The organism is Micromonospora sp. NBC_00617, from assembly GCF_045161355.1.
In the GTDB taxonomy this organism is placed as follows: domain Bacteria; phylum Actinomycetota; class Actinomycetes; order Mycobacteriales; family Micromonosporaceae; genus Micromonospora.
In genome coordinates this window covers 1,535,577-1,560,966 of record NZ_CP107751.1, presented here as the reverse complement: position 1 = coordinate 1,560,966, position 25,390 = coordinate 1,535,577, and the positions used below count along the sequence as shown (strand labels likewise).

Here is a 25,390-nt window from a genome sequence, read left to right as displayed (position 1 = left end):
CAGCCGTTCTCCACAACTCGTTCGGACCGCAAGACGGGCACGTCACATCCATGCCGCCCTCACCATCGGTACCGCCTCCCCGAATCCTCGGTCAGTCTGAATCTTCCAGCTTATTGAGGGTATGGTCCGCGAGTTCGGCCAAAGATTGGCCTCCGGGGACGAACCAGCGGGTGGGCCCCTGTACGGCCTTCGGCCGGCCGCGCTCCCAGCCAGCCAAGTCCCACATTCGTTGCACCAGACCGGTCGGTGTGTACTGCCGTCCATCGACCCCCCATAACAATGGCCGAACTCGGTCGTTTACCCATGAAGCTTGAGCGCGCCGCGGGTCGTCCGCGAGCCACGACTCCAAAGCTGTCCGTTCGGGTCGATTTTGTCCCTGATAAAACAGAATCGTGCCGTCTTTGATTGCGCCCGCCTCTACGAGGGTCGGCACGGCATTGGGGCGACGAGCCGGGCGCGCCGGAGGGTAGATAGACAAGATGTCTGGGCTCGCGCTGCCCGCAGCCAGACTTGCAGAAACCGCTGCTGCCAGGAGCGTCAGACGTTTAGGGTTGGCAAAGGTGTTGGTGATCGACGATGTGGGCCCGAACTCGTCGTCGATAAATTTCACCACCCAAGCCGATACGAGAGGAACAAGCTGAGGCACGTCCGAAAGTGCCCGATCGAGATCGAACTCGGGTTTGGCGATATCCTGTAGCTTCAGTTCCCGCATTACCAGATGCGCGATTAAGAGTTCGCCCTGCTCTAGGACGGATTCCACGCGTCCCCGACGATTATTGCGATTATCTGACAGCACTGCCATAATGGCACGCAGCAAAAGCACCGTACGCCAAATCTCCAAGGCGGCGCGGGGCCGCCTCCGGAAAAGGATCGCATAGGCACCTTGCGGCCCTCGCTCCCACAGTAAGTCGAGATCTGCAATTGCTCGGGTGACAACTTCCGGATCCGGGTGAAGGCAGGCCAACGCTTCGGCAGCTTCTTCTACCGAACACCCCTCATCGGGGCGGACCTTGTCACCACGCATCACGACGTAACGCTGCGGTAGGGAGAGGCGAAAGTCTTCCTCGATGTCAGCCTGCGCTGGATCGAGCGCAATGAAGTCCCGGAGTTCGACCTTATTTTGCTTGTTAGTGGCCTGGGTAATCTGCAAGCCTAATTCGGATGGCGCATCCCGCAGCGAGATTACCTTCACTGACACGTATCCCACTCGTGTTGCTTTCGAATCCTGACGCGCAGCCTCGCTGACTGCCGAAACAGTCTGGGCCCCGTTGACAACGCTCGCGCCAGTGATCCTCAGTTTCACCGGACTCTCGGCGTCGTTCGGATCCCATACATCCGGTTCAACTGATTCGCAGAGCATGGTGATGCCATTGTTCAACGCGCAGAAGTTTGCCGGTTCGCGGAGCAGCGTGTTGACCATGCCCAGGTTCACCTCGGTCTGCCCGAGCGGCTTGCGAAGGTTCCGTTCGAAGAGACGATCACCGTGCTGCTCGTGCCAATCCGCAATCGAGCCGACCGCAACCTCGCCCTGCCAAGCTTCAAGCCGGCCGGACATCTTATGCCATGTACTCATGCTGACAGTAAGCTCAATAGGCGCTTCCCGCAGATCCTGCTGGAGAATCTGCCGGATGTCCCTCATCAGGAAGATCTCGTAGGCCAGCACGGGCCGATCCTGGTTGAATCTGTTGAACTCAGTGACTAGAGCGTCCAACCGACGTCTTACATCCCGCGAGACTGGCTGCGAGCCCATGATGACGAGGACGAGGGTGATTCGGCGCTGCGGGTTATCAAGGACTTTGGTAAGTTGCGGCTCAAGCGCCCGCAGTCGGGGATTGAAGTGCGAAAAGTCCCGTTTGGTAATTAGCCGAAATCCGTCGATGAAGCTATTGACCTCACCGACGGAAATACCCTTGTCGCCGTGATCACTCCACTTGCTTTGCACCAGCCACATCTGGGCGCTGCCGTCGGCGGCGACCGCATCGATGCCCTCGTCATGGAAACCATCCACCACTGCTCGGCCAGCGGTTACGCTGTCACAACCGGACAAACTGCGGAGTGCCAACGCCGCCGCCGCCCGGCTGCGGAACATTTGATCATTAGCGTCCCGGCGACCCGCTTCATCACTCATGTCGATCAGGCCCGTGAACTCTCGCTCCAGCGCCTTGCGGATTTGCCATGCCGCGAGCGGAACGTTGCCCTGTTTTGAGCCGTTCGATTCGTTCAAGGTTCCTCCCCCAGGAAGCTGACCACAAGCCAACTGCAGCACACCCGCTCAGCGGTCAAGGCTTCAGCATTCGATCGCCGTCTTGAAACTCCGCTTCTGATGCGCTGAACGCATACCTCCACTCCCCGCTGCCGTAACGTCGATCTGTCCGGTCACAGCGGCCGCGATCAGCGCCTGCCGTCGCTCGTGCATTAGTCGGAGGCCATCCCCGATCCTCCGCGCGGCGTCAGCGTGCTTTTCCTGCATTGAGGTGACTTCTGCAGTGAACGGGCCGAGGAGGTTGGAGGGAACACGGGGCACGAGGATGTCACCCACGTCCTGACCTCGCAGTTTGATAGTCTGCCCTGACTGGCCTCTCAAGAGCAGCGACACCTGCTCGCGGACCGGACGGCTGCCGAGGACGCAAGCAACAAACGAAGCCGGCCACTCGGGCTGAAGCCGTAGTCTGTAAAGAAGGTCACTTAACAAGAGATGCCGACCGCCTGTATCGGCAACGGTGGCGACCCCGACCATGGCAGGGGAGCCACTTCCCCGTGTCAGGAGCAGGTCTCCGTCGTTGACGACATAGCGCAAGTCCGGCTTGACGTCGGCCGGAAGGCGCTTGTGCGCCAAGGGATTGAAGATTCCGGTGCTGACGGCACTCGTCTTCAAGACGGCCCAAGTGTCGGGATCAGCAGGCACGTCCTCGCACTGGGGGCTCCACCCCTGTTCGATGCCTGACCAAATACGACGCAGAGGGACGGTGCCGTACTCGCTGAACCGATCAGATATCGCGGACGCCACCATCGCTTCAGACCGCTCGGTCAACAGCCTGATTTGGTCCTCCCTAGCCCGGGCTAGGGCGTCCATACGGGCCAACTCCGCATCTAGGAAGTCGGCGATTCGTCGCTGCTCGTCAATCGGAGGAAGATCTAAGGGAAGTTGCCGCACCCTATCCGCGCTCAGGTGGTAGATGTTGGCGCCACCCGCAATGGACGCGAACAAGCCCATTGCACGGGCTGCCTGAGCCCACCAAGCCAAGAAGCGGCCGTCCATCACTTCCGGCCTCGGCCGCACTCTCAGAAGCGTGTTTTGAAAGCAGACCGTACCTTCGATCTCACCACGCCATACGGCAGACGCGCCCACGACTGAACGACTACCGCTTCCTTCCGTCACCAACACATCTCCAGAGCGAAGCCCAAAATTCAGCTGCTCCCTCGGCGTGAAGTTCATCTCGAGGACATCCTCGAGGTCAAGGTTTCCATCTTTAACGTTGGCAGCGCGCAAGTACGGGACCATGTCGGGTCCCATAGCGTGCTGCGGAGCCCGCTGACGGCCAAGTACTACCTCCGCCGCTGTACGAAGCGTCGTGGCCTTCCAGGTCATCCCGTCACCTCGCCGAGCAGCGCCTGAATCTCGGCCTCCAGAGCTTTGATCTCGGCATCGATCTCAGCCAGCTGACGTGGTGGCTGGTAAAGGTAGAAGTGGCGAGTGAAGGGAATCTCGTACCCGATCTTCGTCTTGGTCTCGTCGATCCAGGCGCCCGGCATATGCGGCAGCACCTCGCCCCTGAGGTACTCGTGGATGTCTTCGTCGAGCGGCACATTCTCGTTGTCCCGCAGGTCGACGTCCGACAGCGGATTGCCCTTGCGGTCGGTCTGCACCTCCCCTTCCGGGTCGTTGACCGAGAACGCCTCCCACACCGCCTTCTCCACCGGCGCTGGCAGCTTTCCGAGCCCGTTCAGCTTCATCGCGAACTCAGCCCGCGTCGCGGACGAAGTGCCGATCAGCGACTTCGCCGCCGCCAGGAGCGACTCCCGCTCCGCGTACTTGAGGACCGCCCGCGCCTCCGCGAGCAGCGCGACCGTCTCCTCCGTGACCTCGAATCGCAGCCGCAGCGGACGCTCGACGGTGATCCGCTGGTAGCCGAAGTCGGTGGTCTTGAAGACCTTCACCTTGGCGTGCTGCGGGTGCTCCGGGTCGTCCGCGATGGACAGTGCCTCGACGTACGCCCGGGTCAGCTCGGCGATGTGCTCGTCGGTGAGCATCTTGCGCTTGTCGCCGAGGCTTTTGCGCATCTTGGTCCAGTAGCCGCGGCCGTCGAGCAGCACGACCTTGCGCCGGCGGGCCGGCTCCTTCCGGTTGGTGAGGATCCAGAAGTAGGTGGAGATGCCGGTGTTGTAGAAGAGCTGATCGGGCAGCGCGACGATGCCCTCCAGGAGGTCGTTCTCCAAGATCCAGCGGCGGATCTCCGACTCCCCCGACCCTGCGGCACCGGTGAAGAGCGGCGAGCCGTTGAAGACGATCGCGAGGCGGCTGCCGCCGTCCTCGGGGCGCTTCATCTTCGAGATCATGTGCTGGAGGAAGAGCAGTGAGCCGTCGTTGATCCGGGGCAGACCGGCACCGAACCGGCCAGCGTGGCCGCGAGCGTGCTCGGCCTTGATGAACTTCTCGACCTTCTTCCACTCCACCCCGAACGGAGGGTTGGCGAGCATGTAGTCGAACCGCTCGTCCTCGTGGCCGTCCTGGCTGAACGAGTTGCCGAAGGCGATCTTCGTCGGGTCGCCGCCCTTGAGCATCATGTCGGAGCGGCAGATTGCATACGTCTCGCCGTTGAGTTCCTGCCCGTACACCTCGACGGTGGCGTGCGGGTTGTGGGCCTGGATGTGGTCCTGGGCTTCGCTGAGCATGCCGCCCGTGCCGCAGGCCGGGTCGTAGACCTTGCGGACGATGCCCGGGGTGACGAGGTCGTCCTCGTCAGGGGCGAGGAGAAGGTTGACCATCAGCTTGATGACCTCGCGCGGGGTGAAGTGCTCACCGGCGGTCTCGTTGCTGATTTCGGAGAAGCGGCGGATCAGGTCCTCGAAGACGTAGCCCATCTGGTGGTTGGACACCACCTCCGGGTGCAGGTTAACTTCGGCGAACTTGGCGACCACCTGGTAGAGCAACCCTGCCTCGGCGAGCCGGCTGATCTGGGTGTCGAAGCCGTACTTGTCGAGCACGTCGACCGCACCGGGCGAGAAGCCGCCAATGTAGGCGCGCAGGTTGAGCGCGACGTGGTCCTGGTCGCCGAACGACGTCTTGAAGGACAGCTTGCTGGTGTTGTAGAACGGCAACCCGGCGGTCCGGCGCAGCACCGGTTCCATGTTCTGCACGCCCGCATCCTTGAGCTGCTGGTGCCGGGCGAGCACCGCGTCCTTCGCCGGTTCGAGCACGCAGTCGAGGCGCCGGAGCACGGTCAGCGGGAGGATCACCCGGCCGTACTCGGACTGCTTGTAGTCGCCGCGGAGCAGGTCGGCGACCGACCAGATGAAGTTCGCGAGCTCTTGGTGCTTGGTACTCACCAGTTTCCTTTCGATTGCCTTAAGTCAGGAGTATTGCTGCTGGCCCGCGTCGTCGGGGTCCCCCACTTGGGGGAGATGATCAACCGAGTGTCAGCGGGTCGTCGCTGACGGAGGATTCATACTTCGCTAGGCTCGCGAGTATGAGTCGGCGTGTGACGATCTCCGTCCCTGATGACGTGGCCGAGCAGCTGGATGCGCTCCCGGCCCGCCAGGTTTCCGCGTATGTCACCGAAGCGCTGCGCCGCCGTCGGATATCCGACGACATGCGGGCCGCTCTGCGGGCGGCCGGGCACGGCGAGTTTCCGTATGACCCAGCGGGCGCGGCACGGCGACTGGCGGCCCGCCAGGTGACACCGGAGATGCGCGAGGCGGCGATCGCCCGGGTGGCGGAGCTGTTGGAGCGTCCGGTCGACGAGGTCCGCGCCGACTTCGACCGGCCGAGTGCGGCGTGAGCGCACCGGTCTACGTGCTCGACACCGGCGCCCTGATGGCGTACGCCCAGGGCGTCGAGGCCGTCGGTGAGGCGATGGTGGGGGCGGCCGACGCCGATGCGACTGTCGCCGTGCCGCTGGTCTGCCTGCTCGAGGCGTACAGCCTGCTCGACCACACCGAGCACGAGTACCTGGCGATGCTGCGTCGCAACCCGGCCGTCCAGGTCCTCACGCCGGCCCTGCACGTCGACCGGGCCGACGACTGCCCGGTGATCGGGGGCATGGCCCGGCAGACCGGCCGCCTCGGTGCCGGCCACGCGGCGTTCCTCGCGATCAGCAGTGCTGCCGGCCTCATCACGTCTCGGGCTGATCAGGTGCGCAAGGTGCTCGGCTACGACTGGCCCATCGTCGAGGTCTGAGATCACTGCGGGTCGTCCGGGCGGATCGAGCCGCGCGCCAGGCCGTCCGCGGTGAGTTGTGCCAGCTCAGCACCCAGCGACGCGGCCTGCCGGATCGCCGACTCGAACGCGTCGAGACGCCGGAACGCATTTCCGTGCACCCGCTGCTCGTCGACCGACAGCCGCCGCATCTGCGCCCGTCTGATGTCGAACCGCATGGTGCTCGACAGACTCGACGTCTGCTTCTCGTTCGCCGACGTGCGCAGCTGGCCAGCCAGAAACCACGGATCCAGCGCGGACGGGTTGGGTCGCAACAGGTAGAGGTTGCGCCCCAACAACGCCCCCTCTTCGGTGATCACCCGAGGGATGAGCTGCCGCGCGATCACCGGCACCACCACGTCCCCCACCGCGAGGGGGATCTCCTGCCCGAAGCGGTCGTCAACCCGCCCGGACGCCGCCACCCCGGCGAGCACGTCCTGGACGGTGAGCACTGGTGGCCCGTCCGGTGCGGGTGTGGACGTGCCGGCGCGGACCGGGCCGATCAGTTGCAGTGCCCCGCTCTTCGCCAGCTCCCCGACCGTGAGGAAGAGTCCGTCCGGCCCGTCGGGTGCCGGCGTGACCTGCGGCAGTAACGCCGGCAGCTCGCCGACGATGGCGGCCAGTCGTTCTCTGGTGCGTACCAGATGCTCTCCGGAAGCCTCGCCCCCGACGGCGGGTTGCCGGCGGGCGGGGGTGAGGTCGACTTCCTCGTCGAGCAGTTCGATGACCGGGACCGCACGGGCGAACCCGGCCTCCTCGACGTCGCCGCCCGGGGCGGCGGCGAAGGCCCGCCACGCGGCCAGCACGCGCGGCGCGGTGTCGGCCAGGTCACCGCCGGCGGCGTCGATCAGCAGCGCCCGCGCCGGTGGCGGCGCGTCGGTCGCGGCCCGCCGCAGCACCCACAGATGCAGGGGTACGCCGTGCGGCGCCGCCACGCCCGGTGGGAGGGCGATGACGGCGCGCAGGTGGCCTCGGCGCAGCAGTTCGCTGCGAATGCGTTTGCCGGCGCGGCGGCTGGCGACCGTGGGTGGCATCAGCAGGACGGCGTGCCCGCCGACCCGCAGGTGGGCGAGGGCGTGTTGCGCCCAGGCCAGCTCAGGTTCGGTACGGGGTGTGGTGCCGACGATCCAGCGGGGGTCGTGGCCGAGTTCGTCGTCGCCCCAGTTGGTGGCGCCGAACGGTGGGTGGCAGACGACGGCGTCGACGGCGCGGCCGGCGAAGGCGTCGGCGCGCAGGGTGTCGCCGGCGCAGACTTCGCCGGGTACGTCGTGCAGCGCCAACCACAGGCCGGCGAGTTTGGCGAGGCCCTCGTCGAGTTCCTGCCCGTAGACGGAGGTGCTGCCGGCGCGGACGGCGGCTCGCAGGATGGCGCCGGAGCCGGCGGCCGGGTCGAGCACTGAGCCGCCGCCGACGCTGGCCAGCCCGATCATCAAATCGGCGAGATTGTCGGGGGTGGCGAAGGGGCGGCCGGGGCCGGGTGCGGAGAACCGCTGCCACAGCTCGTCGAACGCGCCCTGCGCACCCAGCTCGTCGGCGAGGGCGTCGACGTCGGGCAGCAGTGGCGCGAGTTGTGCATCGGGGTGGCCGCTGCGGGAGCCGCGCTGTCGGGCCAGCAGGAAAGCGCCGACCGCGGCGAGGCCGGCGGCCGGGGTGTCACTGGCTGCGGCGAGGTGTCGCCAGAGCCGGTCAGCGGCGGCCAGCTCGGGGAGCTTGCCCTGGGCGCGTAGCCACTGCTCGACCTGGATCAGGTCGAACTCTGGGCTCGCCGCCGTCCCACCCACCGGGGCGGGGAAGTCGGAGTGCCGTTTACGCCAGTTGCTGACCGCAGCGCGACCGACACCGGCGAGCCGGGCGATCTCCGCTGCCGTGATGGTCGGGTTCTCCTGCACCTCGAAAGTCTCGCACATCTGTCAAGCACGAGATTGTCTGTTGACACTGTTGTCAGACGATGCTCTTATTGACCCCGCAACGCTCACTTCAGGAGGACAACGATGCGCAAGACCACGACTCTCGCTTTGCTCGCCACCGGCCTCATCGCCCTGGGCTGCGGCTCCGGTGCCGCCGACAAGGCGAGCGACTCCAGCAGCGACAACAAGGCGAGCAGCTCCACCGGCGACGAAGGCGGTGCCAAGGCCGAGGAGAAGCCGGCGAAGACCGCCAAGATCGGGCAGCCGGCCCGGGACGGGAAGTTCGAGTTCACGGTCAAGTCGTCCAAGTGCGGCGTCGCCAAGATCGGCACCGACGTACTCGGCGCGAAGGCGCAGGGTCAGTTCTGCCTGGTCACGGTCAACGTGAAGAACATCGGCAAGGAAGCGCAGATGTTCGACGGCAGCAGCCAGAAGGCGTACGCGGCCGACGGCACCGAGTACTCCGCCGACTCCGGTGCGGCGATCTACGCGAACAAGAACGCCGAGACGTTCCTCAACGACATCAACCCCGGCAACCAGGTCAACGGCGTCGTCGTCTTCGACATCCCGAAGAACGTCAAGCTCACCAAGCTCGAGCTGCACGACTCGATGTTTTCGGGCGGCGTCGACGTCACCTTGGGCTGACCTCTCCCCCACCGACCGGGGCGGGCAGTCCACGCCCGCCCCGGCTGTTCACAGCCAACCTGTTCACAGAAGGACGGCCCTCCTGCTCTGTCCCACCTACCCGTACGCGAAGAAGTGGCGCGAGGCGGTGAAGCGCGGGCAGGCCGACGTGGACCTCGCAGCCCAGGGTCGGATCTTCGGCGAGGGCACGTTCCGCGTCGGTAAGGAGATCAAGCCCGGCACGTATGTGACCACCGACGTCGACGGCTGCTACTGGGAGCGACAGAACGCCTCAGGCGACACGATCGACAACTACTTCACCAACAGCGCCCGCCGGGTCCAGGTGACCATCCGCGCCTCCGACTACGCCTTCAGCTCCCAGAACTGCGGAGAGTGGCGCCCGGCGCGCTGAGCCGAAGCACCAACTTCCACCGCTCATCCCGGGCGGACCGACGACCCGTCGGTCCGCGGACACCACACGCCTGGAGACGACCATGACCCAACCTCCGCAGCCCACCACGCCCCTGATCGAGCTGATCTTCGACCGACTGGCCGCCGCTGACGGCGTCCCGACCGAGACCGCCGAGCTGGTCCTCGCCGCCCTCACCAGCGAGGACGACCTGACCGCCGCCCTCGCCGGCACGCCCACCCGGCTCGACTCCCGCTCCCCCGCCGAAGACGGTCCAACCGAACGGATCTGGCTGAAGTCGGTGACCGTCGCCGGGTTCCGCGGCGTCGGCCCGGAGCGGACCCTCCAGGTCGACCCGGGCCCGGGCCTCACCCTGGTCGTGGGCCGTAACGGCTCCGGCAAGTCCAGCTTCGCCGAGGCCGTCGAGCTCGCCCTGACCGGTGACAGCGCCCGGTGGGCCGACAAGACGAGCGTCTGGCGTACGGGGTGGCGCAACCTGCACAGCCCGGACCCGTGCTGGGTCGACGTGGAGTTGCGGGTCGACGGGGTGGCCACGCCGACGCGGGTGAACCGTGCCTGGCCGGTCGGGGCCGAGCTGGCGGACGCCGAGGTGACCGTCACCAGCGCCCAGGGTCGGCACACCGGCCTCTCCGAGCTGGGTCTGGCCCGCCCGCTGGAGCTGTACCGGCCGTTCCTCACCGCCGCCGAGCTGGGCAAGCTCGCCGCCGGCACGCAGAGCCAGCTCTTCGACGCGCTCTTCGCGATCCTCGGCCTGGACGCGCTCACCGACGCCGACCAGCGTCTGCTGCGCGCCGCCCGGCCGCACGACACCACCATCAAGGAGGTACGCGCACAGCGTGCCGCCCTGGCCGACGCGCTTGCGGGGATCGCCGACGACCGGGCCCGGCGGACCGCCGCGCTGCTGGGCGGCCGGGGTGCGGTCGACCTCGCCGCGGTGACGGCGATCCTCGACGAGCCGGACGAGGCGACCGCCGACCGGGAGGTGCTGCTCTGTCGGGAGCTCGCCGACCTCGCCCCGCCGCCGGTCGACGAGGTGACCCGGCTGGTCGGCCAGCTGCGGGAGGCGGCGGCCGAGGCGCTGCGCTACGACGGTGGCCGGTCCCGGGCCGCGTTGCGCAGCGCCGAGCTGCTTCGGCTTGCCCTGGAACACCACGAGGACGAGGGCGATGGGTCCTGCCCGGTCTGCGCCACCGGCACCCTCGACGGTGGCTGGCGTGCCGCCGCCGCGCAGTCGCTGACCGATCTTCGGCAGCGCAGCGTCGCCGCCCAGACGGCGACGACCCGGCTGACGGCCCTGCTGCGGCAGGCGCACCACCTGATCGACGACCTCGCGGTGCCCCAGGGCTCCGGGTCGGAGCCGACGGTCGAGGCACTGCGCGACGCCGTGGCCGCGCTGCGGGGCGTACCCGGGAAGCCAGCCGACCTGGCCAACCACCTGGCCGCGCGGTACCCGGCGGTGGTGACGGCGGCGGACGCGGCCCGCGCGTACGCCGAGGGGTTCCTGCGGCAGCGCGACACCGGCTGGCGGGCGGCGGCGGCCGACGTGCGCGAGTGGATGGCCGCCGCCGACGGACTGCCGGGGCGGGAGGCGACCCTGACCCGGTTGAAGGCCGCGCGCGCCTGGCTGAAGGACGCCGGTACGCACATTCGCAGCGAGCGGGTCACGCCGTTCGCCGGGCACTCGCAGCGGATCTGGGCGCAGCTGCGGCAGGAGAGCAACGTCGAGTTGGGCGCGATGACGCTGGAAGGCGCGAACACCCGACGGCGAGTGGTCTTCCCGGTCAGCGTGGACGGCGCCGACAACGGCACGGCCCTCGGGGTGATGAGCCAGGGTGAGATGCAGGCGCTCGGGCTGGCGACCTTCCTGCCGCGCAGCTGCGCCCCGGAGAGCCCGTTCCGGTTCATCGTGGTCGACGACCCCGTGCAGAGCATGGACCCGTCGAAGGTGGACGGTCTCGCACGGGTGCTCGCCGAGCTGGCCGAGCAGCGGCAGGTGGTGGTCTTCACCCACGACACGCGCCTGCCGGACGCGGTGCGCCGACTCGACATCGGCAAGGCGCGGATCATCGAGGTGACCCGGGCGGAGAAATCGGTGGTGACGCTGCGGCCCGGCTCCGACCCGGTGACCCGCTACCTGGACGACGCGTACGCGCTGGCGCGGAACGAGGAGATCCCTGCCGAGGTGCGCGGGCCGGTGGTCGCGGAGCTGTGCCGCTCGGCGGTGGAGGCGGCCTGCCAACGGACGGTCTGGCGGACCCGAGTGGCGCGGGGTGTTCCGCACGCCGACATCGAGGCGGCCATCGTGGACGCGTCCCGTCGGCTGGCCACCATCGTCGCGATGGCGCTGTTCGACGACCCCGATCGGGGCGGTGACGTGCGCAACGAGCTGCTGCGCCGGCACGGAAGGCGTCCGGTGAACGCGTACCAGGCGTGCCGGGAAGGCGTGCACGGCGCGTACCTGGCGGACCTGCCCGGCCTGGTCGCGGACGCCCGCCTCCTCGCGGCGGCGCTGTCGTGACCGCGCCGACGCCGCAGCGCTGCCTGGCGGCGGCCGACCAGTTGTTGCGCGGGTCCGGTCTGCTCGGTGCCGCGGCGGTCAGCGCCGGTTGGTGGCCGCGACGGCGGCGGAACTGCGACGCCTGCACACCGAGGTGAGCGTCCTGCTCACGCACCTCCAACCGGCAACTCAACCGCACTGACCGGCTGCCCCCGTCCCGCCGCCAACTTGTCACGGGATGTCTGGGCGAGCAGGTCAGTGCGACAGGTCCGGTGGCTTATGGTGAGAAACCGGGCACCCGGTGGGCGGGTGTCCGGTCCGGGCCGTGGGATTCACGCTGCTCAGCCGGAGGGTGGACCGATGACCGAGAACGCCCGCGACGTCGACGACTGCTGAGATGGACTGGGCCGGATGGGCGTTGTTCGGGTTGGTCGCCACTGCGGCGCTCACCGCGGCGATGATCACCGCTCAACTGGCTGGCCTGACTCGGCTCGACCTTCCCCTGGTGCTCGGGGCCTTCGTCACCGAGGACCCCGATCGGGCGCGGGTCGTCGGGTTCATTTTCCACCTGTGCGCCGGTCAGGGTTTCGCCCTCGGTTACGCGACCGCGTTCGCCCTGCTGCACCGTGCCACCTGGTGGATTGGGGCGCTGTTCGGGATTGTGCACGTCGGGATCGCGCTGACCGTGATTCTGCCGCTGCTTCCTGGGGTCCACCCGCGCATGGCCTCGCAGCGGGCGGGGCCGGCCAGCACGGCGGTGTTGGAGCCGCCCGGTCTGTTCGCCGTCAACTACGGCATCCAGACCCCCCTGGTCACGGCCGTCGTCCACGTCGTCTACGGGGCTTTCCTCGGGCTGCTCCTGCAAGCCAGGTGACCCGCTGTTCGCCAACGCGGCTCGTCGAGGAGCGTTCTCCATGACCGATGGGCCACCCATCAGCGACTACGGCCTGCTGAGCGACACCCGTACCGCCGCCCTGGTCGCGAGTGACGGCGGCATGGACTGGCTCTGCGTGCCACGCTTCGACGGCGATCCCCTGTTCGGCCGACTGGTCGGTGGCCCGGACGCCGGAACGTTCCGGGTCGGCCCGGCCGGGCCGGCCACTGTCGTCGAGCGACGTTACCGGCAGCACACCGCCACCTTGGAGACGACCTGGGCGGTGGGCGGCGGCCAGCTCCGCCTCACCGAGGCGATGGTGGCCGAGGTCAGCGGTCGCCTGCTGCCCACGACACTTATCGTGCGACGGCTGTCGGCCGAGCAGACAGCCCTCGACGCGGTGGTGGAGTTCGATCCCCGCCTTGGCGCACGGCACCGCCGGCCCCGGGTCCACCACCGACGTCAGGCCCTCGTGTGTGAGTGGGGGCCGCTCGCGGTCGCGCTGGACAGCACGCCCAGGTTCCGAATCGAACCGGGTCGGCCCACCTCGATCACGGTCCGGCCAGGCCGGCCGGTCACCTTCGTGCTGGCCGTGGCGCACCGCGAACCGGTGATCCACGTCGAGCCGACGGCCGCCTGGGACCTGCTCATCGAGGACGAGGCCCGGTGGCGGGCCTGGACCGCGGAGATCGACGAGCGGCTGCCTTTCCGGGAACACGTCGTACGAAGCCTGCTCACCTTGCGGCTGTTGACCTACTCACCCTCGGGAGCGCCGGTGGCCGCGCCCACCACGTCATTGCCCGAGGATCCCGGTGGGGTACGCAACTGGGACTACCGCTACGTCTGGCCCCGTGACGCCAGTATCGGCGTCAGCGCCTTCCTCAGCATCGGCAAGACCGACGAGGCCCGAGGCTTCCTCGCGTGGCTGTTGCACGCCAGTCGGTTGCAGCGGCCACGCCTGCCGGCGCTGCTCACCCTGCACGGCCGGCACGTGCCAGCGGAACGAGAACTGTCCGGTTGGCCCGGCTACCTCGACAGCCGTCCGGTGCGGATCGGCAACGGGGCCGCCGGCCAACACCAGCTCGACGGCTACGGCTGGGTGATCGACGCCGCCTGGGCGTTCGCTCAGGCCGGACACCGCCTCTACCCCGAGACGTGGCGGGCGGTGCGCGGTTTCGCCGACGTGGTCGCCGGTTGCTGGCAGGAGCCGGACGCCGGCATCTGGGAGGTACGCGAGCCCGCGCAACACGTTCATTCCAAGCTCATGGGCTGGCTCGCCCTGGACCGCGCCCTGGCCATCGCCGACACGCACCCCCTGCCGGACCGCCAACGTCGACGCTGGCAGAAAGCCAGAGATGCCATCGCCGCCGAGGTCCGGACCCGTGGCTTCGACCCGACGGCGGCCAGCTACGTCCGCAGCTACGGATCCCAGGAGCTCGACGCGGCTCTGCTCGTGCTGCCACTGCTCGGCCTGGACCGGACCGAGTCACCCCGGGTACGGGGCACCATCGACGCCATCCAGGGCCGGCTGTCCGCCGGCGGTCCACTGCTCTACCGCTACCCGCCCGGACATGACGGCCTCCCCGGCACCGAGGGCGCGTTCCTGCCCTGCTCGTTCTGGCTCGTTCAGGGACTTGCCAGCACCGGGCGTCGCCGCGCGGCCGTCGAGCTGTTCCAGGCCATGGTTGAGTACGCCAGCCCACTCGGCCTCTACCCCGAGGAGGTGGACCCCGCGACGGGTGCCCACCTCGGCAACTACCCCCAGACGCTGACCCACGCCGCGCTCATCCAAGCCGCACTCGCCATCCGAGACGCCCCCACGGGTGACGGGTCTGCCTGAGGGACCGTCTGGGCGGGAGGCTCGCGGGCCAGGATCCGGCGGTGTACGAGGAGTTTTGAGCGTCCCGGGCGGGGTCGTGGTCAGGGGGAATACTGGGCGGGTGGAGATTGACCGCCCGCGCCTGCTGCTGGTCGAGGACGACGGCGCGCTGAGCGCGCTGCTCACCGACCTGCTCACCGAGGAGGGGTACGAGGTCGAGGTGGCCGGCGACGGGCAGAGCGGGCTGCACCGCGCCCTGGCCCGCGACTACGACGTGCTGGTGGTCGATCGAGGGCTGCCCGTGTTGGATGGGCTGGGGTTGGTCACCCTGTTGCGGGCGCGGGGTGTGACGTGCCCGGTGTTGCTGCTCACCGCCCGGGGCGCCCTGGATGACCGGGTGGAAGGGCTCGACGCGGGCGCCGAGGACTACCTCGTCAAGCCCTTCGAGGTCCCTGAACTGCTGGCCAGACTGCGGGCGCTGCGCCGTCGACACCAGGACGCGGCGGGTCGGCTGCCGCTGGGGCGGCGACGGTGGCTGGACGTGGGAAACCGGCGAGTGCTCGACGACGACGAGGAGATTCCGCTCTCCGCCCGCGAGTTCGCCGTGCTGCGCGCCCTCGCCGGCCGGCCGACGAAGGTCTTCACGCGGGCCGAGCTGCTGAGTAGCGCGTTCGACCACGCCGACGCACCGGGCAGCGTCGACGCCTGCGTGCATCACCTGCGTCGCAAACTGGGCCGGGGCGCGATCCGTACGGTGCATGGTCTCGGCTATCGGATCGGCGCGGTCTGACGGCGTGGACGAGGCCCGACTGGTCCAGGCTCGACGGCGCAGTGTGGCGCAGACCGCCGGGGCGATCGGCGTGGTGCTGCTGCTGGTCGGCGCGCTGATGTTCGTCCTCACCAGCCGGCAGGAATCGCGGGCGCTGAACACCGAACTGGCTCAGGTGCTCACGGTGGCCGAGGACACCGACGACCCGCCGCCCGGCGAATTCCTGGCCCACCGGGCGGCCAGGTCCGGTGCCGTCGAGGTGACCGCAAGCGCCTCGCCGGAGCTGACCCGGGTCCTCAAAGACGCGGTGGGACGCCAGCCGGGGCGATTCGACACGGATGCGGGAGATGACCATCCGGTACGGGTGTTGGTCGCCGACCGAGCGGACGGCAGCCGCTGGGCCGTCGCCGCCGACCTCGCGCCGCTGCGCCAACGCCAGGGGCAGCTCGGCGTCGCGCTGCTGGTCGCCGAACTGGCCGGCCTGACGGGGGCGCTGCTGGCCGCGACGCTGCTCGCCCGACGGGCGGTCGCGCCCCTGGCCACCGCGCTGACTCTGCAACGCCGTTTCGTCGCCGACGCCTCGCACGAGTTGCGCACCCCGCTCACCGTGTTGCACACCCGTGCACAGGTGTTGGCCCGACGATCCCAGACGCAGCCGGCGGCACGACTCACCGACCAGCTCGACCAGCTCGTGGCGGACACCCGGGCGCTCGGCGACGTGGTCGAGGACCTGCTGGTGTCCGCCGCTGCCGAGCATCAGCCGCCACCGTCCGCGGTCGTCGATCTGAGCGAGGTGGCCCGCGAGGTGGTCGCGAGCATGCAGGAGTACGCCCGGGAGCGGACGGTCGAGCTGCGCGTGGAGACCTCCGGCCCGGCCCCGGTGCACGGGGCGCGCACGGCGCTGCGCCGAGCGACCACCGCCCTGGTGGACAACGCGATCGGGCACGTCGACGCTGGCGGGCATGTCGCCGTGACCGTGCGACGGCACGCCGATCAGGTGGCCGTCGAGGTCACCGACGACGGTGTGGGCCTCGACCCGGCCGAGGCGGACCGGCTCTTCGAGCGCTTCGCGCACGGCACGGCCGGGGCTGGCCGCCGGTTCGGGCTGGGCCTGGCGCTCGTGCAGCAGGTCGCGCACGCACACCAGGGGTCGATCACGGTGGCCGGCGCTCCGGGTGCGGGTGCCACCTTCACGTTGCTGCTGCCGGCATCCTGAGCGACCCACCGACGCCGCCGCTGATTCGGATGACGTTCGAGGACGCAAGAACTTCGCAAGAAATCGGCAATAAGGTGACGGGCAGTGACATCCCGAACGCCGAGGAGACCCCGTGCCCGACACCGTCAACGGACTGCCACTGCACCCACTCGTCGTGCACGCGGTGGTGGTTCTCCTGCCGCTGGCCGCGCTCGGCGTCGCCGCGCTGGCCGTACGACCGTCGTGGCGGGGCCGCTACGGCGGGCTCGTCGTCCTGATCACCGCGCTGGCGACGGCCGCGATCCCGCTCGCCACCTCCAGCGGGGAGAGCCTGGAGCGCCGGGTCGGCGACCCGGGTGAGCACGCCGAACTCGGTGACACGCTGATCTGGTTCGCCCTGCCCCTGCTGGTCGCCGCCGTCGCGCTGGTCTGGCTGCACCGCCGCGACACCCGCCCGAGCGGTTCCCGCCGAACGCCGAGGGCGCTCGCGGTGGTGATCGCGGTGCTGGCCGTGGTCGTGGCGGTCGCGAACCTGGTGCAGGTCTACCGGGTGGGTGACTCCGGGGCCAAGGCCGTCTGGGGCAGCGCCCCGGCCGCCTCCGTCGGGCACGGCGACGACGACTGAACGCCGCCAGGAGGCACGGCCACCCCGGGCGCGGGTGTGTGTCACGGGGCGTGACGCCCGCGGGCTCGGGCGTGACGACAAGCGGTATGACTCAGAGTCATAAATATTCCGGTGAGTCATACCGTTCAACGGAGCATCCCGTCCTGCCGCGGCACCCGGGCCAGCAACGACCCGGGTGCCGCGGCTCGGGCCTGAAGTACAAGAAGGACTGGCTGCCGTGCTCGCGTAGTTGAGGCGATCCCGAGGGCTGACACGTCCACGCGCGACCGATAACGTCCTTTCCGGACGATCGACGTCCACCCCTACGGAGGAGACGCCGATGTTCGAGGATTTCATGGGCGTCCCCGCCCACCCTCTCGTGCTGCACGCCGCGGTCGTGTTCGTGCCGCTGCTGGCCCTCCTGACGGTCGCGTACGCGCTCGTCGCGCCGATCCGGCCGCACACACGCTGGGTGCTGGGCCTGCTCGCCGTGGGCGCTCCGGTCGCCGCCCTGCTGGCGAAGCTCACCGGTGACGCGTTCTTCGCGCGCATGCGCTCCGCCAACCGCGTCACGCCCGAGTTCGTTCCGAAGCTGGAGGCGCACCAGGATTTCGGCGACCTCACCCTCTACGCCGCGATCGGGCTGGGGGTCGTGGCGCTGGCGCTGGTCTGGTTCGTCGCGCCGCGCGACGCCGAGACCGCACGCGCCGGTCGGGCGCTGACGCTGGTGTTGCAGGTGCTGTCGGTGGTGGCCGCCGGCATCGCCGTGTACTACGTGGTCCGTACCGGCGACTCCGGCGCGAAGGCGGTCTGGGAGGGCCAGTAACGAGCGCGGGCGCGGCCCGAGGGGATCGACGCGACGCCCACTCGCACCTAGCATGGCGGCGAATGGATCTTCGCGATTGGTCCGTGCCGAGACCCGGCAGCCAGCCCGACCGAAGGGAGACGCGCATGCGTCGACCCCGCCATCTCGCACTTCTCAGCGTCGGCGTGTCCGGTGCCCTGGTGCTGAGCGCAGCCCCGACCGCGGCCGCCGCTTCGCCCACGCCTCCCACGCCCACCGGCATCGTGGTGGCCGACGGCATGACCCAGCCGGTGTTCTCGCTCGCGGACGCCATCGAGGAGCGGGTGTACGTCCAGACCCCGGTGGACACCGACCATGACGGCCGTCCCGACCGGGTGGCGATCGACATCTCCCGGCCCCGGGAGACCGCCACCCAGGGCTTCAAGGTGCCGGTCATCTTCGAGCACAGCCCGTACCGCAGGGGCACCTGGGGTGACGTGCCGTACCCGAGCGTGCTGGTCGACGACCTGCCGCAGAACGGCCGGACCGACCGCTCCGGGCGGCGGGCGCTCGAGGTGGAGGCCCAGCGGGCGCAGGCGAAGGCCAACCTGCCCGGCTCGCTGGACGACTACTACGTGCCCCGCGGGTACGCGGTGGTGCTCGGCCAGAGTGTCGGCACCGGCGACTCGGACGGCTGCCCGACCAGCGGCGACCAGGCCGAGACGCTCGGCACCAAGGCCGTCATCGACTGGCTCAACGGGCGGGCCAGGGGGTACGACGTGAACGGCGCCCCGGTCACCGCCGGCTGGACCACCGGCGCGGTCGGCATGACCGGCGTCTCCTACAACGGGACGCTGCCCAACCAGGTGGCCACCACCGGGGTCAAGGGCCTGAAGACCATCGTGCCGGTCTCCGCGATCAGCAGCTGGTACGACTACTACCGGGCCAACGGCCTGGTGGTGGCGCCGGGCACCTTCCAGGGCGAGGACCTGGACATCCTGGCCCAGTACACGGCCGGGCAGGCCCGCGCCGAGGGGCAATGCGCCGACGAACTGGCGACGATCACCCAGGAGCAGGACCGCATCACCGGTGACTACTCGACGTTCTGGAAGGACCGCGACTACCTGGACGCGCGCGACGTCAGGGCGAGCGTCTTCGTCGTGCACGGCCTCAACGACTGGAACGTGAAGACCGAGCACTTCGCCGGCTGGTGGGACCAGCTCGCCAAGCGCGACGTGCCGCGCAAGATCTGGCTGCACCAGGGCGGGCACGGCGGGCCGGGCAGCAACGCGTCGGTGACCCTGCCGGACGGCCACACCTGGACCTACAAGCAGACTGAGAACCGCTGGTTCGACTTCTGGCTGTGGAACGTGCGCAACGGCATCATGGACGAGCCAACCGCGGTGCTCCAGCGCGAGGACCGGGCCTACACCACGTACGCCAACTGGCCCGACCCCGCCGCGCGTGAGGTCGGGTTGCGGTTCGCGGCGACCGACGCCGCCGCGCCGGGCGCTCTGACCACGGGCAAGCCGCCGAAGGCCAAGGTCGAGCAGCGCTTCGTCGACGAGGGCCGGACCATCCACCCGGACACCCTGGTGGCGAACCCGGACACGGCCAGCGCCAACCGACTCGCGTACCGCTCCCCCACGCTCACCCGGGACGTCCGCTTCTCCGGCCGCCCCGAGATGCGGCTGCGGATGGCCATCGACAACAAGCCCGACGCGAACCTCACCGCGTACCTGGTGGACTACGGGCCGGCCGGGTCGAGCTCCGCGCCGACCGTGGTGACGCGCGGCTGGATGGACCCGCAGAACCGCAAGAGCGCCGACCGGACGTCGCCGGTACGGCAGGGCAAGCTGTACGACTACCGGTGGACGATGGAGCCGAAGGACTACATCTTCCCGGCGGGCCACCGGATCGGCGTGGTCGTGTTCTCCACCGACCAGGAGTACACCCTGCTGCCACGGGGCGGCACCGAACTGCGGGTCGCGCCGAACGACAGTGAGCTGCGGCTGCCCGTGGTCGGCGGGCGGGCCGTACTCGGTTTCTGACGTCCTCGTCCCACGGGAGGGGCGGTCCGACACGTCGGGCTGCCCCTCCCGTCGCGTTTTCCACCAACTGCGTACGTATTGACAACTGTCGACATCGGGAACAGTCTGATGTGGTGAGAGCGCTCTCTCGCACCGGTTCACGGGCCACCACCCCGTCTGGCCAGGACACCCTCCGACGTCTTTCGGCGGCGGCGTTGGAGCTGTCCCTGACCCGTCCCCGACAGGAGTAAGAGATGGACAGGGCCGCACCCCTCTCCCACGTCCCCCGCCGGCTACACCTCGCCACGGCGATCGGCGCCCTGCTGACGCTCCTCGGCACGTACCTGGTCTCCACCACCGACCGGGCCGACGCCGCCCCGGTCGCCAACGTCATCCGGGTCGCCGAGTTCCCCGCCGACTGCGCGTACAGCCACCGGCTGCCCGACGACCCGATCGTCTTTCCCGGGCTGCCCGGGGCCTCACACATGCACAGCTTCTTCGGCAGCACGGTGACGAACGGCAACACCACGCTTCCCGACCTGGTGAAGTCCACCAGCACCTGCAACCCGGCGGTGGACGTCTCGTCGTACTGGGTGCCGACCCTCTACCGGGACAACGTCGCGGTGGAACCGGCCATCGCCACGTTCTACTACCTCGGTGAAGGTGTCCGCGCCGACGTCGTCGCCAACACCCAACCGATCCCGCAGGGCCTGCGACTCGTCGCGGGCAACGCGAAGGCCACCGGGCCGAACGACAGCATCGCCCGCTGGTCCTGCCTGCACGCCGGGCAGGTGCCGCCGTCGAAGGACTTCGTCAACTGCCCCGCCGGCACGATGCTGGAGTCGTACCTGGACTTCCCGCAGTGCTGGAACGGTCGGGACCTGGACTCCCCGGACCACAAGAGCCACCTGGCGTACCCGGTGAACCAGGCCTGTCCGAGCACCCACCCGGTGCACGTGCCGAAGTTGCGGCAGGTGCTGCGGTACCCGGTCAACGGCGACCCGTCGCACTTCCGGCTGGCCTCCGGGCCGGGCTACACCATGCATGGCGACTTCTTCAACGCCTGGCCGATTGCGGAAATGGCCCGCCGGGTCCAGGACTGCATCCGGCCGGTCATCAAGTGCGGGCACGACGGCCGGCCGATCTGAGCCGACACCGTCGTACCCGAGAGGCGGGTCCGGTCACGCCGGGCCCGCCCGCCACGGGCGGAAGGAGGCCGTATGCGCGCTCACGCCGCGCTGCTCACGGCGGCGGTGCTCGTCGCCGGCTGCGCCGGCGGGTCACCCGCGGACAGCGCCGAGCCACCCACTGTCGCGCCGGCCGCATCCACACCGTCGAACGTCGAATCGGCGGGCTCCTTCAGCCCCACCGACATCGCCTGGCTGCAACTGACGGCCGCGATGACGGACCGGCTGCTACCGGTGCTGGACCTGGTGCCGACCCGGACCACCGACCCCGCCTGGCGACGGCTGGCCGCCGAGGTGCGGGCCAGCAACCGTGCCGACCTGACCCGGTCCCGCCAACTGCTGCGCGAGGCGGGAGCGCCGGCGACCAACCCGCACGAGGGCCACGACATGCCGGGCATGATCACCACCGACGAGCTGACCGCGCTGCGGTCGGCCACCGGGAAGACGTTCCACCGCCTGCTCGCCGCGCACCTGCGCGCGTACCTCACGCAGACGGTCCGGGTCGCCACCGCCGAACAGAAAAGCGGCGTCCATCCGGCCGCCACCACCCTGGCCACCACAGTGATCCAGTCCAACACCACCCACCAAACAAACCTGAACAACCTAACCCCCACCCCCACCCCGACTCGGTGATCAAGAGGTTTGCGTCATCCCACTGGCGTGTCGTGACGCGAACCTCTTGATCACCGCAGGAGGCGGCGTTGCCGCCGGTGCGGGGTGCGGCCCGGGTGACGCGGGGCGCACCCCAGAAGGGCTACGCCTTTTCGGCCGGCGGCGCGAACAGCACACGCGCGCGGAGCTGCCGGAACCCGGTGCGCTCCAACTCGGCGAGCACCGCGACGCGGTGGGCGTCCACGTCGGCGATCACCTCCCGGGCGCCTCCGGCGGCGAGCACCCGGACCGCCTCGGCCAGCAGCTCACCGCGCGCCGCGTCGTCGAGCAGGCCGAGGTACGCCAGCAGTGGATAGCAGGCGTCGCCGGCCGTGCCGACCAGGCCCACCGGCTGCCCGGCCTGCACCCCGACGCGCCACTGGTCGGTCGACTCCCCCAGCCAGGCCAGCGGATCGGTGGCTAGGTCGACGCCGCCGACGGCACGCGCGATCTCTGCGCCGGTCAGCACGTCTGGTTCGGCGACCCGGGCGACCAGGGCGTTGATCTCCGCCCCGTCGACGGGCGGTCGGAACGTGTACCGGCCGGAGGTCGTCGGCAGCGGCGTGCCCGTCCACGAGCATCGCAGCCGCTCACCCACCTCGACCAGGCCAGCGAGTCGGGCCGCCTCCATCGGCGCGGTGACCACGGCCAGCACCTCGGGTCGACGCCGCCAGTGCGCGGGCAGGGCCGCGTAGTACCGACCGGGACCTCCCAGCGCCTCGTGGGCGGCGTGCAGCAGCGCGGCCCCGACCTCCGGCTCGGCGGCCAGGTCGAACCGCTCCAGCCAGGGAGCGCCCACCGCCCCGGGCGGGAAGAGCCAGGCCGCCCGTCCGACCACCCGGCCGCCGAGCAGGGCGATCCAGGTGTTCTCGGGTCGGTAGCCGCCGCCGGTGATGCCGTCGGCGTACGCGATCTGCCGCAGTTGGGGCAGCGGATCGGTCATGGAGTCGAACAGGTTTTCCTCGCCCGCGACGAGCGGGCGGATGACCAGAGTGGTCATGGCGGACCTCCGGAAAGCGAGCGCCCCGGGTCAGATCCGCGTGGACGCCGGTGCGCGGAGGGGGCGCAGAACATCGGACATTGTTCTGACCTCCTCTCGGCTCGACGGCGTGCCCGCCAACATACGCGAGGCGCCATCAGCCCACAACGCTTTTCCGGGCCGGTTCACAACGTCGGGTTGGTCTCCGAGCCACCGAGCACCAGCGCGCCGACCGCGTTACCCGCCGAGGCGGCTCACAACTGGTCGACGTGGTCGCGCCACGAGTGCCGGGGCTCGTAGCCCAGCACCCGCCGCGCCTTGTCGATGCTGAGCAGGGTCCCGTGCTCGCCGAGGTCCTTGCGGATCTCGACACCCGGGTAAACCTCGGCCATCAGGCTGGCGCTCGATGAGGTCATGACGGTGTCGGCGTTGGCGATGATGAACACGTCCGCGCCCAAGGACTACATCTTCCCGGCGGGCAACCGGATCGGGGTGGTCGTCTTCTCCAGCGACCATGAGTACACCCTGCTGCCACGGGGCGGCACCGAACTGCGGGTCGCGCCGAACGACAGTGAGCTGCGGCTGCCGGTCGTCGGCGGGCGGGGCGCCCTCGGGTTCTGAGTTCGCGTCCGCGCCGCGGGTGGGGCGGCCCGACATGTTTGGGACTGCCCCACCCGCGCGTTTAGGTCCGGTCGCTGGTCGCGCGGAAGATAGCGGGCTGGGTTGTTGTTGCGGGACCTGCCGGGGGTTCGGCGTGCTCGCAGGCCGGAGTGCCGGCGCCGGGAACGGTCCGGCCGGCACAGGCGGGGGGCCGAGGCGGACCGGCGACGCTCAGGCGGCGTAACGGGCGGCGAGGTCGACGGGCGGCGAACCTGCCGTCGGGCAGGACCACGATCCCCGAACCCCGCAGGTGCGCCTCGGCCACCGCCGCCAGCAACTCCTCGGCGCGGGCGACCTCCCGGGGCAACGCCCCGGCCGCGTCCGCCGAACGCGGCGGCGACGACTGACCCCGCACGGCCCGGTCAACCGCGCCGGCAGCGCAGCCCCGCCGCATCCGGCAGCCCAGCCTGAACGATACGCAGCGTGACGTCCGCATGAGCGGAGGTCACGACGAGCGTGATGACTCAGGGGCATATTTATGCCTGTGAGTCATCACGCTCACCGGCACACCCGCCGCCCGACCAGGACGCGGAGCCTCAGCGTTGACTGGCCCGGTTGACACCCTTGTGCACCCGCGCCGTGCGGTCGATCAACTCGCGCAGCGCGCTCCCGTCGACGTCGTCGAGCCGCTTCAGGTAGAGGCATCCCTTTCCGGCGCGATGTGGACCGAGGCGGGCGAGGATCGGGCCGTACCGTTCCTCGAAACCACCCACCAGGTAGACGACGAGATGCTGTTTGCGCGGCGAGAAGCCGACCAGCGGCGCCTCGCCCGTACGCCCGCTGTCGTAGGTATAGCGATACCTGCCGAAGCCCACGATGCTCGGGCCCCACATCACCGCCGACTCGCCGGTCACCTCGCCCATGACCGCGCGGAGCCGCCCCGCGTCGGCCCGCTTACGTTCGTCGGGGATGGCTGCCAGGAGATCGTCGACGCTGACCTCGGTCGGGACCGTCACTGGCTGCTTCGATGTGCCCATCAGCTAATGCTGTCACGCGACTACGACGAAGAGTCGCCACACCCGCCCGCTCCGACAGCGAAGCGGCTCTCCAGAGATTTCGACGTGTCTCAGGGGTGGGACGTCGCCGCGCGCGGTCAACCTGACCATGCCGACCCATGCGGCTTGAATCGAGACCACGGTGGGTTGCTATCGACCGCTCTGCGACATTGGCGGGGTGTCCGCTTCTGCCGAGCGGTCGCTGCCGGACTGGAGATCAGAAGACGTCGTCGTATCCCTGCTGCCAGCGGTCGGCGTTACGGCGCCAGATATCCCGGGTCACCCACACGAACAGACCCCCGCCCAGGCCCGGCAGCACGATGACCAGGAGAGCCCAGTCACGCGTCGCAGCGGTCATCAGCAGAGAAATCGCCGTGAAGATTGCCGAGATGGCAACGCTCGGTTCCGGCCGCCGCAACCAGTAACGCAGCATCCCAGGCCGAGGCCGCTGTCCGCGCCGAGGAGTCGCACGATCCTTGAACTTTGGCAGCCGCTGACGCCCTCTGCGCTGGCGTCTCTTCCTTTTCCCCGGCCCCGACACACGACTCACCCGCGCAACAGCGGAGGCACCCGCCGGCCGAGCAGGTCGATCCCGCCGTGCGGAGTCAACCCGTGCGGGTTACCGAACTCCACCCGGCTCGCCCCGGCGTCGAACACCTCCGCGGCCTGGCCCGCGACGTGCTCGGGGGTGCCGGAGAAGGCGAACAGATCGAGCAGGTCGTCACCGATCAACGCGCCGGCCAGATCGTCCTCCCGGCGGGTGACGTGCTGCTGGATCCGCGCCAACAGGTCCGGATCCAACTCGATCGTCGGGTCGAGGGCGGCCACCACCGCAAGGTACATGGCCACCTCCCGGCGGCCAGCGTGCCGTCCTCGTCGACGACGGTGACCGCCCGATTTCGGCGTCTTCGGCTGGCGGCTGGTCACCCGCTCACGCCGCACCACCCTCCGGCGGCATCGCCGCTGCTCG

Annotated in this window: 25 protein-coding genes; 15 read left to right on the top strand and 10 right to left on the bottom strand. The window is 69.5% G+C overall.

Going from position 1 to position 25,390, the window contains the following annotated elements:
* Positions 1-91: 91 nt before the first annotated feature.
* The 3 genes from OG505_RS07000 to OG505_RS06990 all read right to left on the bottom strand — a co-directional run bounded on the left by OG505_RS07000 (position 92) and on the right by OG505_RS06990 (position 5,547).
* Positions 92-2,224, bottom strand: a complete 2,133-nt coding sequence (locus tag OG505_RS07000) for an AIPR family protein (protein WP_405431875.1) — start codon at positions 2,222-2,224, stop codon at positions 92-94.
* Positions 2,225-2,287: 63 nt separating this feature from the next.
* Positions 2,288-3,589: a restriction endonuclease subunit S gene (locus OG505_RS06995; RefSeq protein ID WP_405431874.1), complete on the bottom strand. Its 1,302-nt coding sequence runs from the start codon at positions 3,587-3,589 to the stop codon at positions 2,288-2,290.
* Positions 3,586-5,547: an N-6 DNA methylase gene (locus OG505_RS06990; protein ID WP_405431872.1), complete on the bottom strand. Its 1,962-nt coding sequence runs from the start codon at positions 5,545-5,547 to the stop codon at positions 3,586-3,588. Before OG505_RS06990 ends, OG505_RS06995 begins: the two co-directional genes overlap by 4 nt.
* Before the next feature lie 140 nt (positions 5,548-5,687).
* Between OG505_RS06990 and OG505_RS06985 the strand changes: the two genes are divergently transcribed.
* Positions 5,688-5,999 (top strand): hypothetical protein, encoded by a 312-nt coding sequence (locus OG505_RS06985; RefSeq protein ID WP_405431871.1) that lies wholly within the window; start codon positions 5,688-5,690, stop codon positions 5,997-5,999.
* Complete coding sequence (locus OG505_RS06980) at positions 5,996-6,397, top strand: hypothetical protein (protein ID WP_405431870.1); 402 nt, start codon at positions 5,996-5,998, stop codon at positions 6,395-6,397. Before OG505_RS06985 ends, OG505_RS06980 begins: the two co-directional genes overlap by 4 nt.
* A 2-nt stretch (positions 6,398-6,399) precedes the next feature.
* Here the strand turns inward: OG505_RS06980 and OG505_RS06975 are convergent, their stop codons facing one another.
* Positions 6,400-8,322: an N-6 DNA methylase gene (locus tag OG505_RS06975; protein WP_405431868.1), complete on the bottom strand. Its 1,923-nt coding sequence runs from the start codon at positions 8,320-8,322 to the stop codon at positions 6,400-6,402.
* Positions 8,323-8,406: 84 nt separating this feature from the next.
* Between OG505_RS06975 and OG505_RS06970 the strand changes: the two genes are divergently transcribed.
* From OG505_RS06970 to OG505_RS06915, 12 genes are all read left to right on the top strand, one after another.
* Positions 8,407-8,967, top strand: coding sequence for a DUF4352 domain-containing protein (locus OG505_RS06970; protein ID WP_405431867.1), 561 nt, complete (start codon positions 8,407-8,409; stop codon positions 8,965-8,967).
* A 127-nt stretch (positions 8,968-9,094) separates the two neighbouring features.
* Complete coding sequence (locus tag OG505_RS06965) at positions 9,095-9,358, top strand: hypothetical protein (RefSeq protein WP_405431865.1); 264 nt, start codon at positions 9,095-9,097, stop codon at positions 9,356-9,358.
* 82 nt (positions 9,359-9,440) lie between these two features.
* The gene (locus OG505_RS06960) at positions 9,441-11,894 is read left to right on the top strand and encodes an AAA family ATPase (RefSeq protein WP_405431864.1); all 2,454 of its coding nucleotides are present in this window, start codon (positions 9,441-9,443) and stop codon (positions 11,892-11,894) included.
* Positions 11,895-12,270: 376 nt separating this feature from the next.
* On the top strand, positions 12,271-12,747 hold the full coding sequence (locus OG505_RS06955; RefSeq protein WP_405431863.1) for a hypothetical protein: 477 nt from the start codon (positions 12,271-12,273) through the stop codon (positions 12,745-12,747).
* A gap of 40 nt (positions 12,748-12,787) precedes the next feature.
* Positions 12,788-14,587: a glycoside hydrolase family 15 protein gene (locus OG505_RS06950; protein WP_405431861.1), complete on the top strand. Its 1,800-nt coding sequence runs from the start codon at positions 12,788-12,790 to the stop codon at positions 14,585-14,587.
* Between the two features lie 100 nt (positions 14,588-14,687).
* Positions 14,688-15,356 carry a response regulator transcription factor gene (locus OG505_RS06945; RefSeq protein ID WP_405431859.1) on the top strand — a complete coding sequence of 223 codons (669 nt, stop codon included), beginning with the start codon at positions 14,688-14,690 and terminating at the stop codon, positions 15,354-15,356.
* Between the two features lie 4 nt (positions 15,357-15,360).
* Positions 15,361-16,551, top strand: a complete 1,191-nt coding sequence (locus OG505_RS06940) for a sensor histidine kinase (RefSeq protein ID WP_405431858.1) — start codon at positions 15,361-15,363, stop codon at positions 16,549-16,551.
* Between the two features lie 112 nt (positions 16,552-16,663).
* Positions 16,664-17,155, top strand: a complete 492-nt coding sequence (locus tag OG505_RS06935; protein ID WP_405431857.1) for a DUF2231 domain-containing protein — start codon at positions 16,664-16,666, stop codon at positions 17,153-17,155.
* Between the two features lie 319 nt (positions 17,156-17,474).
* Entirely contained in the window at positions 17,475-17,960 is a 486-nt protein-coding gene (locus OG505_RS06930; protein WP_405431856.1) for a DUF2231 domain-containing protein, read from the top strand.
* Positions 17,961-18,085: 125 nt separating this feature from the next.
* Positions 18,086-19,969 (top strand): Xaa-Pro dipeptidyl-peptidase, encoded by a 1,884-nt coding sequence (locus OG505_RS06925; RefSeq protein WP_405431855.1) that lies wholly within the window; start codon positions 18,086-18,088, stop codon positions 19,967-19,969.
* 233 nt (positions 19,970-20,202) lie between these two features.
* Complete coding sequence (locus OG505_RS06920; RefSeq protein ID WP_405431854.1) at positions 20,203-21,096, top strand: DUF1996 domain-containing protein; 894 nt, start codon at positions 20,203-20,205, stop codon at positions 21,094-21,096.
* Between the two features lie 72 nt (positions 21,097-21,168).
* The gene (locus OG505_RS06915) at positions 21,169-21,768 is read left to right on the top strand and encodes a DUF305 domain-containing protein (protein ID WP_405431853.1); all 600 of its coding nucleotides are present in this window, start codon (positions 21,169-21,171) and stop codon (positions 21,766-21,768) included.
* 121 nt (positions 21,769-21,889) lie between these two features.
* Here the strand turns inward: OG505_RS06915 and OG505_RS06910 are convergent, their stop codons facing one another.
* Together OG505_RS06910 and OG505_RS06905 are read right to left on the bottom strand one after the other, a co-directional pair.
* Positions 21,890-22,786 carry an acetyltransferase gene (locus OG505_RS06910; RefSeq protein WP_405431851.1) on the bottom strand — a complete coding sequence of 299 codons (897 nt, stop codon included), beginning with the start codon at positions 22,784-22,786 and terminating at the stop codon, positions 21,890-21,892.
* A 233-nt stretch (positions 22,787-23,019) separates the two neighbouring features.
* Positions 23,020-23,181 (bottom strand): hypothetical protein, encoded by a 162-nt coding sequence (locus tag OG505_RS06905; RefSeq protein WP_405431850.1) that lies wholly within the window; start codon positions 23,179-23,181, stop codon positions 23,020-23,022.
* Between OG505_RS06905 and OG505_RS06900 the strand changes: the two genes are divergently transcribed.
* Positions 23,180-23,386 (top strand): hypothetical protein, encoded by a 207-nt coding sequence (locus OG505_RS06900; protein WP_405431849.1) that lies wholly within the window; start codon positions 23,180-23,182, stop codon positions 23,384-23,386. The two genes, OG505_RS06905 and OG505_RS06900, sit on opposite strands and share 2 nt — an antisense overlap.
* 61 nt (positions 23,387-23,447) lie before the next feature.
* Here OG505_RS06900 and OG505_RS06895 read toward each other — a convergent pair whose 3' ends face one another.
* The 4 genes from OG505_RS06895 to OG505_RS06880 all read right to left on the bottom strand — a co-directional run bounded on the left by OG505_RS06895 (position 23,448) and on the right by OG505_RS06880 (position 25,263).
* A complete protein-coding gene (locus OG505_RS06895; RefSeq protein ID WP_405431847.1) occupies positions 23,448-23,819 on the bottom strand; it encodes a hypothetical protein in 372 nt (123 codons plus the stop codon).
* A 142-nt stretch (positions 23,820-23,961) separates the two neighbouring features.
* Positions 23,962-24,402 (bottom strand): DUF1801 domain-containing protein, encoded by a 441-nt coding sequence (locus OG505_RS06890; protein WP_405431845.1) that lies wholly within the window; start codon positions 24,400-24,402, stop codon positions 23,962-23,964.
* Between the two features lie 235 nt (positions 24,403-24,637).
* Complete coding sequence (locus tag OG505_RS06885; protein ID WP_405431844.1) at positions 24,638-24,853, bottom strand: hypothetical protein; 216 nt, start codon at positions 24,851-24,853, stop codon at positions 24,638-24,640.
* A gap of 113 nt (positions 24,854-24,966) precedes the next feature.
* On the bottom strand, positions 24,967-25,263 hold the full coding sequence (locus OG505_RS06880; protein ID WP_405431843.1) for a hypothetical protein: 297 nt from the start codon (positions 25,261-25,263) through the stop codon (positions 24,967-24,969).
* Between the last annotated feature and the right edge of the window lie 127 nt (positions 25,264-25,390).